This window comes from Pseudomonas sp. ML2-2023-3 (genome assembly GCF_037055275.1).
Lineage (GTDB): Bacteria > Pseudomonadota > Gammaproteobacteria > Pseudomonadales > Pseudomonadaceae > Aquipseudomonas.
Map to the genome: position 1 here is coordinate 3,940,972 of NZ_CP146343.1, position 15,635 is coordinate 3,956,606.

The window sequence follows — 15,635 nt, forward strand, 5'->3', positions numbered from 1 at the left end:
GCACAAGTGACTCGCTGTAAGAGCGAAACCATCATTTCAGTTAACCGCGGATGCCGGATATATACCCCGTGTGCCAGTTGTTTTGCGAAGCGCCCGCACCTATGCCGAGTCCATATCCATTCGATATGTCACGACTTTCTACGGGTTCCGCCCTCACTCCGGCACTGTCATGGGGGCACGCCGCGCTCGCAAACCCTGCACACCCGGCCTGTCTGAGAATGCGAGGGCTGCGCTCCTCAGCGGCTACAGTTTGTCTGCGCCCAGCCCCGCCTGAATTTTTCCCACCACCTCCTGCATCGCCGGTAAAAAGCGCCGTGCAGCTTCCTCGACCGGCATGGCCTTGGCGATATACACCAGGTTCAGGCAACCCATCACACGCTCCTCGTGCATCACCGGGATCGCAATCGCCGCGATCTTGCGCTCTTCTCCCCAGTGCGCGTTGTTTTCGCCATAGCCCTTGCTGCGCGTGTGCTCCACCAGTCGCTCGACGAATCGGCGATCCGTTGCCAGCGCCGACTGCGAGTCGTCCCGACTGATCATCAACTCGATCAATTCTTCCCGCTCGGCCGGCGGGCAGAACGCAAAGTACGCCCGCCCGGTCGCCGTCATCAGCAAGGGCAAGCGGCGCCCCACCATCGAACGGTGAAACGACAGGCGACTGAAACGGTGAGTGGTTTCGCGAATCACCATCGCGTCGCCATCCAGGGTGCACAGGTCGGTGGGCCAGGCCACTTGCTGGAGCAACTGGCCAAGCAAGGGCGCTGCAATTGAAGAAATCCACTGCTCATCGCGAAAGCCTTCGCTCAGCTCACGCACCTTCAGGGTCAACCGGTAGCTGTCATCCGATTCACTGCGGCGCACGTAGCCTTCAGCCTGCAATGTCTCCAGCAAACGACGCACGGTCGTGCGGTGCAAACCGCTCTGCTCGGCCAACTGAGCGGTACTGGCGCCCCCGTCGAAACGGTTGAGACCGTTGATCAGTAATAGCCCGCGCATCAGGCCCCGCACGGCCTTGTATTCGGTTTCGCTCATGTGTTTTCCATTATTTTTATCGGTAAATCAACGATGAGCACTGAGTGCACCCTAACAAGGGTTGTCGTTGTTCACCAGCTTCGCGATTTCCATACTGCGCCCAACAAGAAATCCAAAAAAAGCGCTGTACGGAGATACCCATGAGTTCTGCACCCACTGCTTCCCCCTTGGACCTGAGCACCGATATCGCCATTGTCGGGGCTGGTCCTGTCGGGCTGATGATCGCCAATTACCTGGGCCAATGTGGTGTAAACGTCACCTTGGTGGAAAAGCTCGACAGCCTGATCGACTACCCGCGCGCCATTGGCCTGGACGACGAAAGCCTGCGCACATTCCAGGCCGTCGGCCTTGCCGATAACGTGCTGCCGCACACCACGCCCTGGCATGCGATGCGCTTCATGACACCCAAAGGTCGCTGCTTTGCAGACATCCAGCCCAAGACCGATGAGTTTGGCTGGTCCCGCCGTAACGCCTTTATTCAGCCGCTGGCTGACCGCGTGCTGTTCGAAGGCCTGCAACGCTTTGACAACGTCAAGGTGCTGTTCGGCCGCGAACTCGAAGGCTTCGAACAAAGCGACAGCGGTGTGCAACTCACACTGAAAAACGCCGAGGGTCGCAGCGAACGCCTGCAGGCCAAGTACCTGATTGGGTGCGATGGCGGCAACAGCCTGGTGCGCCGCAGCCTGGACATCAGTTTTGAGGGCAAGACCGCGCCCAATCAATGGATCGTGGTGGATATCGCCAACGACCCCCTGAGCACGCCCCATGTGTACCTGTGCTGCGACCCGGTGCGCCCGTACGTGTCCGCCGCCCTGCCCCACGGCGTGCGCCGCTTTGAGTTTATGGTGATGCCCGGCGAGACCGAAGCCGAGCTGAGCAAGCCCGAAAACATGCGCAAACTGCTGGCCAAGGTCCTGCCGGACCCGGACCGCATCGAGCTGATTCGCAGTCGCGTCTATACCCACAACGCCCGCCTCGCAGGCCGCTTCCGCCAGGGCCGGGTACTGCTGGCCGGGGATGCCGCGCATATCATGCCGGTCTGGCAAGGCCAGGGTTACAACAGCGGCATGCGCGATGCCTCCAACCTGGCCTGGAAACTGTCACTGGTGATCAAGGGCCTGGCCAGTGACCGCCTGCTCGACAGCTATGAGCTGGAGCGCCGGGATCACGCCAAGGCCATGATCGACCTCTCGGTACTGGCCGGCCACGTACTGGCCCCCCCCAAGCGCTGGCAGGGCACCCTGCGCGATGGCGTGTCGTGGCTGCTCAACTATGTGCCGCCGGTCAAACGCTACTTCGTCGAGATGCGCTTCAAGCCCATGCCGCAATACACCCGTGGCGCCCTGATCGTGCCGAGCGAAAAAGGCTCGCCGGTGGGCAAGATGTTCATTCAGCCCAAGGTGCTGACCGACGCCGGTGCGACCGTGCTCCTCGATGAAGTGATCGGCGAGAATTTCGCCATTATCGCCTGGGGCTGCGACCCGACCTGGGGCCTTACGGCGGCGCAGATTGCGCAATGGAAAACCCTGGGCACGCGGTTTATTCAAGTGCTGCCGGATGTCCAGCTCAGGGCTCCGAGCGACGCCGGCAACGACGTGATTCGGGTCGGCGACAGCACTGGCCGCCTGCGCGAGTGGTTCGCCCGCGGCTCATCGTCCATTGCCCTGCTGCGCCCTGATCGCTTCCTCGCCGGGCTGGCCACACCGCAAACCCTCGGCAAGGCCTGCAATGAACTGGCCCTGGCGCTCAACGCGCAACCACACATCCAGGTGACGCCAGCCGTCAGCAAGGTGGCTTGAGATGAGCGCCTATTTGCACTGTTTGTCACACACGCCGCTGGTGGGCTACGTCGACCCGGCCCCCGAAGTGCTGGCCGAAGTGGACAGCATGATCCGCGATGCCCGCGAGCGCATCGCCCGCTTCGACCCGCAGCTGATCGTGCTCCTGGGGCCCGATCACTACAACGGCTTTTTCTACGACGTCATGCCGCCCTTTTGCATTGGCATGGCCGCCGATGCCATTGGTGATTTCGATACCGCCGCCGGCCCTCTCGACGTACCCAAAGCCCTGGCCGAAGCCTGCGCCCAAGCCGTCATGGAGGCTGGTATCGACACCGCCGTGTCCTACCGAATGCAAGTCGATCATGCCTTTGCCCAACCGCTGGAACTGTTGCTGGGCGGGTTGCGCACCTGCCCGGTGATTCCGGTCTTCATCAATTCGGTGGCCGTGCCCCTGCCCGGCTTCAAGCGGGCACGACTGCTGGGCGAGGCCATCGGCCAGTGGGCCAGATCACTGGACCTGCGCGTGCTGTTCCTGGCCTCCGGAGGCCTGTCCCATCAGCCCCCGGTGCCAGAGCTGGCCAAGGTCGATGCCCGCATGGCCGACCGCTTGATGGGCAGCGGCCGCCAGTTGCCCGCCGATGAACGCGCCGCACGCCAGCAACGGGTCATCCAGGCCGCCCGGCACTTCGTCGAAGACCAGAACACCCTGCATCCCCTCAATCCGGTCTGGGACCAACAGTTTCTCGACACGCTGGAGCAGGGCCGCTTGAGCGACCTCGATGCACTGGGCAATGACGCGCTGTCGGCGCTCGCCGGTAAATCGACCCACGAGGTGAAAACCTGGGTCGCCGCATTCGCCGCATTGTCCGCCTTTGGCCCCTACCAAACCGAAGGCCGCTACTACCGCCCGATTCCCGAATGGATTGCAGGCTTCGGCGCCCTTGGCGCGCAGCCGCTGACCCACCCCCTTTGAATTCAAGGAACTCTGCCATGACTGCCACTGCCAGCGTATTCACTGAAGCCTCGACCAGCCGCTTTGCCCGCATCAAGGAAGGCGACCTGGACCTGCAATTGCACTACAACGACGTCGGCCAGGGTGCCGAGACCGTGGTCATGCTCCACGGCTCCGGGCCCGGCGCCAGCGGCTGGGCCAACTTCAACCGCAACATCGAACCGCTGGTGACTGCCGGTTACCGGGTGATCCTGCTCGATTGCCCGGGCTGGAGCAAAAGCGACCCGGTGGTGAGCGAAGGCTCACGCTCCAACCTCAATGCGTCGGCGCTCAAGGGCCTGCTCGATGTGCTGGACCTTGACCGGGTGCACATCATCGGCAACTCGATGGGTGCCCACAGCACCGTGGCCTTCGCTCTGGAAAACCCCGAGCGCATCGGCAAACTGATCCTCATGGGCGGCGGCACCGGCGGCCCGAGCGCGTTTGTGCCCCAGCCCACCGAAGGCATCAAGCTGATCGGTGCGCTGTACCGCGAGCCGACCATCGAGAACCTGAAGAAGATGATGAGCGTCTTCGTTTTCGACACCAGCAGCCTGACCGAAGAACTGTTCCAGACCCGTCTGGATAACCTCCTGGCGCGCCGCGACCACCTGGAAAACTTCGTCAAAAGCAGCACCCTCAATCCCAAGCAGTTCCCCGACTTCAGCCATCGCCTGCACGAAATCAGCGCCGAAACCCTGCTGGTCTGGGGGCGCGAAGACCGCTTTGTGCCGATGGACACCGGCTTGCGCCTGCTGGCAGGGCTGCCCAAGGCGCAGCTGCACGTGTTCAACCGCTGCGGTCACTGGGCGCAATGGGAACACGCCGACACCTTCAACCGCATGGTGCTGGACTTCCTGACCCACTGATGACCGAGACTGCCATGAACCCGACTCCCGAAACACTGGCCCGACTGGCCGCCGACCTGCGCCACGCCGAAACCCACGGCAGCGCCATCGCTCCCCTGCGCGAGCTGATCGGTGAAGACAACGCGACAGCCGCCTACACCATCCAGCAACTCAATGTCGCCCACGGCGTCGCCAACGGACGCCGGGTAGTGGGCCGAAAAATCGGCCTGACCAACCCCAAGGTGCAGGCGCAGCTGGGCGTGGACCAACCGGACTTCGGCACCCTGTTCGCCGACATGTGCTACGGCGACAACCAGACCGTACCCATCGATCGCGTGTTGCAACCCAAGATCGAGGCGGAAATCGCCTTGATCCTCAAATATGACCTGCCCCACTCCGACACCACCTTCGACGAAGTCATGGCCGCCACCGGCTGGGTGGTCCCGGCCCTGGAAATCGTCGGCAGCCGCGTGCAGCAGTGGAACATCCGCTTTGTCGACACGGTGGCCGATAACGCCTCCAGCGGCTGCTACGTACTCGGCGGCCCGGCCCGCAGCCTAGAGGGGCTGGACTTGCGCAATGCGGGCATGCGCATGACCCGCAATGGTGAAGAAGTTTCCAGTGGCAGCGGCGCGCAATGCCTGGGCCACCCGCTCAATGCGGCCGTGTGGCTGGCTTGCACCATGGCGCGCCTGGGCAATCCGCTGCAAGCGGGCGACATCATCCTGACCGGCGCACTGGGGCCGATGGTGGCCGTGGCCGCCGGTGATCGTTTCGACGCCCATATCGAAGGCATCGGCAGTGTCGGTGTGGACTTCTCGCAACACAGCAGCGCCGAGTAATCGGCGACTTGCGTGCAACTGAGGCAACAATAATGAACAAGAAACTCAAGGTCGCCATCATCGGCTCCGGCAATATCGGCACCGACCTGATGATCAAAATCCTGCGCAATGCCCGGCACCTGGAAATGGGCGCAATGGTCGGCATCGACCCGGCCTCCGACGGTCTGGCCCGTGCTGCCCGCATGGGTGTTGCAATCACCCACGAAGGGGTAGAAGGCCTGACGCGCATGGACGTGTTCAAGGACATCGACTTCGTGTTCGATGCCACCTCCGCCGGTGCCCATGTCAAGAACGACGCCTTTCTGCGGGCCATCAAACCCGGCATCCGCCTGATTGACCTCACCCCGGCCGCCATCGGTCCGTACTGCGTACCGGTGGTCAACCTGGAACAGAACCTCGACCAGCTCAACGTCAACATGGTGACCTGCGGCGGGCAGGCGACCATTCCGATGGTCGCCGCCGTGTCCCGTGTTGCCAAGGTGCATTACGCCGAAATCGTCGCGTCGATTGCCAGCAAATCTGCCGGGCCGGGCACCCGCGCCAATATTGACGAGTTCACCGAAACCACCTCCAGGGCCATCGAAGTGATTGGCGGAGCAACCAAGGGCAAGGCGATCATCGTGATGAACCCGGCCGAGCCGCCGCTGATGATGCGCGACACCGTGTTTGTGCTCAGCGAAGCCGCAGACCAGGCACTGGTCGAGGCGTCTGTCGTCGAAATGGCGGCAGCCGTGCAAGCCTATGTGCCGGGCTATCGCCTCAAGCAACGCGTGCAGTTTGACGTAATCCCTGAAGACAGGCCGCTGACCATTCCCGGACTGGGCAGGTTTTCCGGCCTCAAGACGTCGGTGTTTCTTGAAGTCGAAGGCGCCGCCCACTACCTGCCGGCCTACGCCGGAAATCTCGACATCATGACCTCCGCAGCCTTGGCCACCGCCGAGCGCATGGCGCTGTCGATGCTCAACGCCTGAGGGGAAAACCATGAACGGTAAAAAGATCTACATCAGCGACGTCACCCTGCGCGACGGCAGCCATGCGGTACGCCATCAGTACTCGTTGCAAAACGTGCAAGACATCGCCCGCGCCCTGGACAAGGCCCGCGTCGACGCCATCGAAGTGGCCCACGGCGACGGTCTGCAAGGTTCAAGCTTCAACTACGGCTTTGCCTCCCATACCGATCTGGAATGGATCGAAGCGGCGGCGGACGTGATCAGCCACGCAAAAATCACCACCCTGCTGCTACCCGGCATCGGCACGGTTCACGACCTCAAGGCCGCGTACAACGCCGGGGCCCGGGTGGTGCGCATTGCCACCCATTGCACCGAAGCCGACGTATCGAAGCAGCACATCGAATACGCCCGTGAACTGGGCATGGACACCGTGGGCTTCCTGATGATGAGCCACATGATCCCGGCCGAGCAGCTGGCGGCCCAGGCCAAACTGATGGAGAGCTACGGCGCGACCTGCGTGTACATGGCCGACTCGGGCGGAGCGATGAACATGCAGGACATTCGCGATCGCTTCCGCGCGTTCAAGGCCGTGCTCAAGCCTGAAACCGAAACCGGCATGCATGCCCACCACAACCTGTCGCTGGGCGTGGCCAACTCGATTACGGCGGTGGAAGAAGGCTGCGACCGGATCGATGCCAGCCTCGCAGGCATGGGGGCCGGCGCCGGCAATGCCCCGCTGGAAGTGTTTATCGCCGCCGCCGAACGCCTGGGCTGGAACCACGGCACCGACCTTTACACGCTGATGGATGCCGCGGACGACATCGTCCGACCGTTGCAGGATCGCCCGGTGCGGGTTGACCGCGAGACCTTGGCGCTGGGTTATGCCGGGGTGTATTCGAGCTTCTTGCGCCACGCCGAAATCGCTGCGGCCAAGTACGGCCTCAAGACCCTGGACATCCTGGTTGAACTGGGCAAGCGGCGGATGGTGGGCGGTCAGGAAGACATGATCGTCGACGTGGCGCTGGACCTGCTCAAACGCTAAGGCCTTCCTTACCCCCTTGTGGGGACGGGCTTGCTCGCGATGCAGGCAACGCGGTTTACCTGACGAACCGCATTGATCCGATCGCGAGCAAGCCCGCTCCCACAGAAACAGGGGTTATCGCTGCTTCATCCATAACAACAATAAAACGGGTACAGCCCATGACTTCACTCAATCTGCAAATGGCCCGCACCATCGGCCTGTGTTTTCTCGTTGCCCTCATGGAAGGCCTCGATCTACAGGCCGCAGGGATCGCTGCTCAAGGCATGGCTGCCGCGTTCGAACTGGATAAATTACACATGAGCTGGGTGTTCAGCGCCGGAATTTTCGGCCTGTTGCCCGGTGCGTTCGCGGGTGGATGGCTGGCTGACCGCATTGGCCGCAAACGCGTGCTGATGGCCTCGGTAGGGCTGTTCGGGGTGTTCTCCCTTGCCACCGCATTGGCCTGGGACTTTAACAGCCTGCTGATCGCACGTTGCCTCACCGGCGTAGGCCTTGGCGCCGCCCTGCCCAACCTGATCGCCCTCACCAGCGAAGTGGCTGGCCCGCGCTTGCGCGGTACGGCGGTAAGCCTGATGTATTGCGGCGTGCCTTTGGGCGCCGCGCTGGCCGCCCTGATCGGCATCGCCGACCTGGCCGGTGGCTGGCAAGTGGTGTTCTACGTCGGTGGCGTGGTGCCGCTGTTGATCGTGCCGCTGCTGGGGCTCTACCTTCCCGAATCACAGCAGTTTCGCAACGTTCAGGGCGAGGCGCCCATCGGTGTGGTTCAGGGTTTGTTTCGCGAGGGCGCGGCACTGCCGACTGCGCTGATCTGGATCAGCTATTTCTTTACTCTGATGGTGGTCTACATCCTGATCAACTGGCTGCCCAGCCTGGTGATCGGCCAGGGTTTCACCGGGCGCCAGGCCAGCTGGGTGATGCTTGCCCTGCAAATTGGCGCAGCGGCCGGCACCCTGTTTCTGGGCTGGGTCATGGACCGCCTGCCCGCCTGGGCCCTGTCGGCACTGATCTATGTGGGCATCCTGGTGTCACTGACCGCCCTTGGGTTGGCGAGCCATCTGCCGGCCATGCTGGCGGCGGGCTTTATTGCCGGTTTTTTTGCCACTGGAGGCCAATGCGTGCTCTACGCCCTGGCACCGCATTTCTATCGCCCCTCGATACGCGCCACAGGCGTGGGCAGCGCGGTGGCCATCGGTCGCCTCGGAGCCATGAGCGGCCCCTTGGTGGCCGGCAAGATGCTCGCGCTGGGCACCGGCACCGCCGGGGTGATGCTGGCATCGGCGCCAGGCATCGTGATTGCGGCCGTGGCCATGTTTTACCTGTCGGTGCGGCGCAACGCAGCAGCACCAGACTGACAACCTGCGCGCCGAAAGGCGCGCAGTGCTCCACCCCCCATAACAATAAAAGTGAACCTGCCATGCTCAAGACTGTTCTTCGGGCGCTCAGCGCCTGCACCTGCGTTTTATCCATGGGACCTGCGTTGGCCAGCGGCTTTGTCGATGACAGCCACGCTGACCTGGTGATGCGCAACTATTACTTCGATCGCAACTACGTCAATGCAACGCCCCAGGCCGCTGCCCGGGAATGGGCACAGGGGTTTATCCTCAACCTGCGCTCGGGCTACACCGAAGGTCCGGTCGGGTTTGGCCTGGACGCCCAGGGCTTGCTCGGTGTGCGCCTGGACTCCTCACGCGCACGCACCGGCACCGGCCTGCTGCCCTACAACGCCACCACCCGCGAACCTGCCGATGAATACTCGGAACTGGGGCTGACAGCCAAGGCCCGCGTCTCGAAAAGCGAGCTGCAACTGGGCACCATCAGCACCTTTTTGCCGATCGCATTCGCCAGCCCTACCCGCCTGCTGCCGCAAACGTTTCGCGGCGCGTATCTGAAGTCCCAGGAAATTGATCAACTGACGCTGCACGTCGGCTGGCTGGACCGCATCAACCTGCGCGACTCAACCGACTACCAGAAAATGTCGGTCGGTTCCCCCAATGGCCGCTTCAATGGTGCTGCCGAGTCGAACCGTTTCATGTTTATCGGCGGTGACTACGCCTGGTCACCGCACCTGACCCTCAAGTACTACCACGCTGAACTGGCGCAGTTGTACCGCAAGGATTTTTACGGCTTTGTCGACAATCGCCCGATGGGCCCCGGCAGCCTGAAAAGTGATTTTCGTTTGTTTATCACTGGCGAAGACGGCGCAGCCAAAGCCGGGACGGTGGACAACCGCAATGCGGCACTGATGCTGACCTACAGCCTGGGCGCCCATAAATTTGGCGCCGGTTACATGCAACTGACCGGCAAGACCGGCATGCCGTATCTGTTTGGCACCGAACCGCTGGTGATCACCGAAGGCACCCTGAGTTCGGAGTTCCTCAACCCCAAGGAACGCAGCTGGCAGGTGCGCTATGACTACAACTTTGCCGGGATGGGCGCGCCGGGCCTCAACGGCATGCTGCGCTACGTGAGTGGCGACAATATCGAGCTGGCCCGGTTCGGCGGTTCGAACCTGAGCGAGAGCGAAAAGGACATCGAGGTCTCTTACGTGCTGCAGAGCGGACCGCTAAAGGACCTCTCCCTGCGGTTGCGCAACGCCTGGTACCGCAACGATTTCACGGCACAGGCCAGCCACAGGGATGACAACGAGTTGCGGGTCAATATCGATTACACCTGGAAGCTGTGGTGACGATTTACGACAACAAATGCGACATGGGCTGGCTGAGCAGGCAGGACTTTAGATAAGCTCTGCCACCCCCATCAGCAACCAGCGGTAAGCGCATGATTGAAGTCACCGAGGTTTCCATAGCCCAACTGCGCGCCGCGCTCGAATCCGGCCAAACCACGGCGGTCGAACTGGTGCAGGCCTATCTCGCACGGATCGACACCTACGACACCCCGAACACTCCCACCGCGCTCAATGCGGTGGTAGTGCGCAACCCGCAGGTGCTGACCGAGGCCCGGGCATCCGATGCCCGCCGGGCCAAAGGCCAGACCCTTGGCCCGCTGGATGGCATCCCTTACACCGCCAAGGACAGTTACCTGGTCAAGGGCCTGACGGCGGCGTCGGGCAGCCCGGCCTTCAAGGACCTGGTGGCGTACCGCGATGCGTTCACCATTGAACGCCTGCGCGGCGCCGGTGCCATCTGCCTGGGCAAGACCAACATGCCGCCCATGGCCAACGGCGGGATGCAACGCGGTGTTTATGGCCGCGCCGAAAGCCCGTACAACGCTGACTACCTCACGGCCCCCTTCGCTTCCGGCTCGTCCAACGGCGCAGGCACTGCCACGGCGGCCAGCTTCTCGGCATTCGGCCTGGCAGAAGAAACCTGGTCGAGCGGACGCGGCCCGGCTTCCAACAATGGTTTGTGTGCCTACACCCCGTCACGGGGTGTGATCTCGGTGCGCGGCAACTGGCCACTGACACCGACCATGGACGTGGTGGTGCCGTTTGCCCGAACCATGGGTGATCTTCTGGAAGTGCTCGATGTGGTGGTGGCTGAAGACCCGGACACCCGCGGCGATTTGTGGCGCCTGCAACCCTGGGTGCCCATCCCGAGTGTCGCTTCGGTGCGCCCGGCTTCATATGCCGAGCTCAATGCCAATGGCGCCGCACTGGCGGGCAAGCGCTTTGGTGTGCCGCGCATGTACATCAATGCCGACCCTGAGGCCGGCACCAGCGAGTCACCGGGTATCGGCGGCCCTACGGGGCAGCGCATCATCACCCGCGCCTCGGTCATTGATCTGTGGCAAGCCGCGCGCAAGGCCATCGAAGCCCAGGGCGGAGAAGTGATCGAAGTCGACTTCCCGCTGGTATCCAACTGCGAGGGCGACCGCCCTGGTGCCCCGACAGTGTTTACCCGTGGGCTGGTGTCCAAAGCGTTTTTGCATGATGAGTTGTGGGAGTTGTCGGCCTGGGCGTTTGACGACTTCCTGCGGGCCAACAGCGATCCAAAACTGAACCGGTTGGCCGATGTCGATGGCCCGCAGATTTTCCCTCACGACCCGGGCACCCTGCCCAATCGCGAAGACGAACTGGCGGCGGGCATGGACGAATACGTGCGCATGGCCGAGCGCGGGATTACCCCGTGGGACCAGATCAGCACCGTTCCGGACGGCCTGCGCGGTCTTGAGCAGACACGTCGAATCGACCTGGAAGACTGGATGGACCGGTTGGGGCTCGATGCCGTGCTGTTCCCGACCGTGGCCGACGTGGGTCCGGCGGATGCGGATGTCAATCCGGCCTCGGCGGACATCGCCTGGAGCAATGGCGTGTGGGTGGCCAACGGCAACCTGGCGATTCGGCATTTGGGCGTGCCTACGGTCACGGTGCCAATGGGCGTAATGGCGGATATCGGCATGCCGGTGGGGCTGACCTTTGCGGGCCGTGCGTATGACGATTCGGCGTTACTGCGTTTTGCTTCGGCGTTTGAGGCTACGGGCTCCAAGCGAGTGATCCCGCCGCGTACACCGCCGTTGTCGGGTCGTTAACTGGAGGATCTCGTCAGCGGTCGTAAATCCGGAATACGCGGTATGCCTGATTAACCGTGGATGCTGATCTTACGACTGCTTCGCAGCCGATCGCAGCCTCGCACGGCTCGTCAGCGACTACAGTTCGCCATCTACCCTTGTAGTCGCTGACGAGTAGAACGAGGCTGCGATCGATCGCGAAGCGGTCGCAAATCCGGTAAACGCGGCATGCCTGATTAACCGTGAACGCTGATCTTACGACTGCTGCACAGCCGATCGCAGCCTCGCACGGCTCGTCAGCGACTACAGTTCGCCATCTACCCTTGTAGTCGCTGACGAGTAGAACGAGGCTGCGATCGATCGCGAAGCGGTCGCAAAACCGGTAAACGCGGTAAGCCTGATTAACCGTGGAAGCTGATCTTACGACTGCTTCGCAGCCGATCGCAGCCTCGCACGGCTCGTCAGCGACTACAGTTCGCCACCTACCTCTTGTAGTCGCTGACGAGTAGAACGAGGCTGCGATCGATCGCGAAGCGGTCGCAAATCCGGTACACGCAGTATGCCTGGTTAACCGTGAACGCTGATCTTACGACTGCTTCGCAGCCATCGCCGTCACTTCTACCCGCATCCCTTCAACCGCCAACGAGGCCACTCCCACCGCCGCACGCACCGGCCACGGCTTGGCAAAAAACCGTTTGTACACTTCGTTAAACGCTGCACGATCAGCCATGTCGGTCAGGTAGATAGTCAGGTGCAACACCCGGTCCATCGAACTGCCCGCCTTCTCCAGCGCTACCTTGAGCGCCTGCAGCGTGCATTCGCTCTGCTCGACAATCCCGCCCAGCTCAAGGCTGCCGTCAGCACGGGTCGGGATCTGGGTGGACATCAGGATGCCGCCGAAACCGGCAACATCCGATGAGATGGAGTCAGCATCAGGATCGGGAACAAACGTCAGGTCGTGATTACTCATGGGAGTCTCTTGTTTGAGTCAAACAAGGATTGTCGCGTGTGCCAGCACCGCCGACAACCCTTGCCAGGATCACACTCCCCCGACGCTACAACGGCCCGGGCTCCACACCCTTGAAGCTCAACCCCTGGCTGTCGCTCACTTGCCAGGGATTGGTCCCGCCCGTATCGGTAAACACCACCTCTGCAAACTGCGAGTCTTTCAAGCCGTCAATCCGCGCTTTGGCCGGGCCGCTGAAACGCACTCGCTCGAAGACCAACCCTTGGTGGTAAGCGTTGTTTTTACTGTCGCCCTTGACCTCGATAGCCGCTCCCCGGGCGTTCTCGACACTCACGTCGGTGACGCGAATATCCCGGAACTGCCCCGGCACCGTCGAGCGCCGGTAGTCGAGCTTGGCATTCGGGTCGTTGTAGTCGAGGGTGAAAATAAACGCCTGCTTGACGGTGTTGCGAATCGCAGAATCGCGGAAGGTGACGTTGCGCGCACCGCCATCCATGAAGTTGGTGCTCTTCATGCGCAGCCCCGCATCGGTGCCGTCCGAGACGTTGTCTTCTGCAAGGATGTTTTGAATCCAGGCGCCGGTATGGCTGCCCGCAACGACCATGCCGTGGCCCTTGCGGAAGAAGTTGTTGAAGATCCAGGCATCTTCCTGGGGCTTCTGATGCACCGCATCGGCCCCGGTGCCCGCGGCGAAGTTGACGCAGTCATCACCGGTGTCGAAAAAGTTGTTGAACACCATGGCGCCCTTGCTGTTCGCAAACTCGATGCCATCGCCATTGTTGGCGTCGTAGGTCTTGTGCGTGGTGTTGGCCAGCACCACGTTTTCGGTCTCCAGGTTCATGATCCCGTGGTAGGCCGGATTGAGCACGGTGAAGCCGCCATAAAACACATTCTTCACGTCACGCAAGGTGATCAATGAGGAGCGCATCTGCCCATACGCATCCTTGACGTTCATGCCGCGGGCAACGGCTTGCTCCACCTGGGCCTTGGCCAAAACGCCGTCCAGCATGTAGCGGGTGTTATCGCTGGGCAGGTAGAACGGCAGCGCCTGACCCGTCTCGTCCTGCACATCGGCCTGGCGCTTCCAGCCATTGCCGTCAATGGTGCCCGGGCCGACGATGCGAATATTTTCGAAGCGCTGGTGCTGCTTCGGATCTCTGGGCAACGCGTTGATCAAGGACGCCGGCCGCACAGTGGTGGAATACGGATACTGGATATAACCCGCCAGCGGATAGTCTTCGGCCCGCTCGGAGCCCAGCAACGTGGCGCCTTCAGCCATTTGCAGGGTCATGTTGCTCTTGAGGTAAAGCGCCCCGCTTTTGTAGATGCCCTTGGGCAGCAGCACTTTGCAGCCGACGGTACAGGCGTCGATGGCGCTCTGGATGGCTTGTGTATCGAGGCTGCTGCCGTCACCCCTGGCGCCGTACTGCATGACGTCAAAGACCGCAGGCACAGGGGTGGTGCGTTGCTCCACGGCCGGGCTGTCGACCGATTCCTGGCCATCAGCCCCTACCGAACGCACGGTAAAACGGTACGGGGTGTCCGGCTTGAGGCCCTGTGCGGTGTAGCTGTGGATGCCGATGCGGTGGTGAAAGTTGGCCTTGTCCTGCTCGTAGAAGCGGTTGATGTAAGGCTTGGCGGGCGACACCCGGTCATTGTTGGCGTTACTGCTGCCCAGCAGCACGCCGTTGGCGTAAACCCGGTAATCCTTGACCGCAGCATGGTCTGCCGGTTTTTCCCAGACCAGAATGATCTCCTGATCATCAAAGGCCAGGGTCGGCACTTGCACCTTCAGTGGCGCCTGCAACGCGGCCCACAGCGGCAGGCTGAACCCCAGCGCCAGGGTGGCCACCGCCGACCGGGTCAGCACCCGCCTGGGTAAAGCAGTCGTCGTGTTTTGATCCAACATATTGTCTTCCTTATTGTTGTGAATCGTCACGCCAGAGCCGTTTAAGCCGATGCCTGGCTGAAATCGCGACTGGCCTGCACCAGCATTTGGGTATAGGCGTGGACCGCCGAGTCCTGACTCAGGGCCTTGCTGTCCAGCAGTTCAACGATTTTGCCCTGCTGCATCACGGCCACACGATCACACAGGTGCGTCACCACCCCCAGGTCGTGAGTCACCATCAAGTACGTGAGCTTTTCCCGCTCACGCAGGTCCGTGAGCAGGTTGAGGATTTCGGCTTGCACCGAAACATCCAGGGCCGAGGTCGGCTCATCCAGCAGCAGCACCCGTGGCTCCAGAATCAGGGCCCGGGCAATGGCCACCCGCTGACGCTGACCACCGGACAGTTGATGGGGATAGCGATAACGGAAACTGTCATTCAGACCGACCTTGAGCAGGATTTCATTGATCCGGTCATCCTTGTCCCCTACCCCGTGAATGATCAGCGGCTCGCGCAGGGCGGTGTCAATGGTGTGGCGCGGATGCAGGGAGCCGTAGGGGTCCTGGAAGACCATCTGCACCTTGCGAAAATGCTCCTTGGACAGTTTGTGCTGCAACGGCACGCCAGCAATGCTCAGCTCGCCACTCCAGTGCCGGTACTGGCCGGCCAGGCAGCGCAGGACCGTGGTCTTGCCCGAGCCGGACTCCCCCACCAGACCAAAGGATTCGCCATCGGCGACACTCAGATTGACATCCTGCAACACGTGGTTATGAGCCGCGCCTGCACCAAAGCTCAGGTTCAGCGAACGGGCTTGAATCATGGACATGAC

Annotated in this window: 13 protein-coding genes; 9 read left to right on the forward strand and 4 right to left on the reverse strand. The window is 62.1% G+C overall.

The window, feature by feature from the left end:
• Nucleotides 1–243 precede the first annotated feature (243 nt).
• On the reverse strand, nt 244–1,032 hold the full coding sequence (locus V6P94_RS18035) for a DNA-binding transcriptional regulator (protein WP_219261201.1): 789 nt from the start codon (nt 1,030–1,032) through the stop codon (nt 244–246).
• 140 nt (nt 1,033–1,172) lie between these two features.
• Here V6P94_RS18035 and V6P94_RS18040 point away from each other — a divergent pair, with 140 nt between their 5' ends.
• From V6P94_RS18040 to V6P94_RS18080, 9 genes are all read left to right on the forward strand, one after another.
• Nucleotides 1,173–2,831 (forward strand): bifunctional 3-(3-hydroxy-phenyl)propionate/3-hydroxycinnamic acid hydroxylase, encoded by a 1,659-nt coding sequence (locus V6P94_RS18040; RefSeq protein WP_133077578.1) that lies wholly within the window; start codon nt 1,173–1,175, stop codon nt 2,829–2,831.
• Nucleotide 2,832: 1 nt separating this feature from the next.
• Nucleotides 2,833–3,786 (forward strand): 3-carboxyethylcatechol 2,3-dioxygenase, encoded by a 954-nt coding sequence (gene mhpB / locus V6P94_RS18045; protein WP_133077577.1) that lies wholly within the window; start codon nt 2,833–2,835, stop codon nt 3,784–3,786.
• A 17-nt stretch (nt 3,787–3,803) separates the two neighbouring features.
• Nucleotides 3,804–4,673, forward strand: a complete 870-nt coding sequence (locus V6P94_RS18050; RefSeq protein ID WP_219261200.1) for an alpha/beta fold hydrolase — start codon at nt 3,804–3,806, stop codon at nt 4,671–4,673.
• A 14-nt stretch (nt 4,674–4,687) separates the two neighbouring features.
• Complete coding sequence (gene mhpD / locus V6P94_RS18055) at nt 4,688–5,494, forward strand: 2-keto-4-pentenoate hydratase (protein ID WP_326399041.1); 807 nt, start codon at nt 4,688–4,690, stop codon at nt 5,492–5,494.
• Between the two features lie 32 nt (nt 5,495–5,526).
• Nucleotides 5,527–6,465, forward strand: a complete 939-nt coding sequence (locus V6P94_RS18060) for an acetaldehyde dehydrogenase (acetylating) (RefSeq protein ID WP_219261199.1) — start codon at nt 5,527–5,529, stop codon at nt 6,463–6,465.
• 10 nt (nt 6,466–6,475) lie between these two features.
• On the forward strand, nt 6,476–7,486 hold the full coding sequence (gene dmpG / locus V6P94_RS18065) for a 4-hydroxy-2-oxovalerate aldolase (RefSeq protein WP_046808984.1): 1,011 nt from the start codon (nt 6,476–6,478) through the stop codon (nt 7,484–7,486).
• A 158-nt stretch (nt 7,487–7,644) separates the two neighbouring features.
• Nucleotides 7,645–8,838 (forward strand): 3-(3-hydroxy-phenyl)propionate transporter MhpT, encoded by a 1,194-nt coding sequence (mhpT, locus tag V6P94_RS18070; protein ID WP_326397735.1) that lies wholly within the window; start codon nt 7,645–7,647, stop codon nt 8,836–8,838.
• Nucleotides 8,839–8,900: 62 nt separating this feature from the next.
• Nucleotides 8,901–10,172 carry an OprD family porin gene (locus V6P94_RS18075; RefSeq protein ID WP_133077574.1) on the forward strand — a complete coding sequence of 424 codons (1,272 nt, stop codon included), beginning with the start codon at nt 8,901–8,903 and terminating at the stop codon, nt 10,170–10,172.
• Nucleotides 10,173–10,264: 92 nt separating this feature from the next.
• Entirely contained in the window at nt 10,265–11,974 is a 1,710-nt protein-coding gene (locus V6P94_RS18080) for an amidase (RefSeq protein WP_326397734.1), read from the forward strand.
• A 565-nt stretch (nt 11,975–12,539) separates the two neighbouring features.
• On the opposite strand, the gene V6P94_RS18085 is transcribed toward V6P94_RS18080, so the two are convergent.
• The 3 genes from V6P94_RS18085 to V6P94_RS18095 all read right to left on the reverse strand — a co-directional run bounded on the left by V6P94_RS18085 (nt 12,540) and on the right by V6P94_RS18095 (nt 15,632).
• Entirely contained in the window at nt 12,540–12,923 is a 384-nt protein-coding gene (locus V6P94_RS18085; protein WP_048351613.1) for a RidA family protein, read from the reverse strand.
• An 85-nt stretch (nt 12,924–13,008) separates the two neighbouring features.
• On the reverse strand, nt 13,009–14,829 hold the full coding sequence (locus V6P94_RS18090) for a glycoside hydrolase family 28 protein (RefSeq protein ID WP_219261196.1): 1,821 nt from the start codon (nt 14,827–14,829) through the stop codon (nt 13,009–13,011).
• A gap of 41 nt (nt 14,830–14,870) precedes the next feature.
• Complete coding sequence (locus tag V6P94_RS18095) at nt 14,871–15,632, reverse strand: ABC transporter ATP-binding protein (protein WP_019829298.1); 762 nt, start codon at nt 15,630–15,632, stop codon at nt 14,871–14,873.
• Between the last annotated feature and the right edge of the window lie 3 nt (nt 15,633–15,635).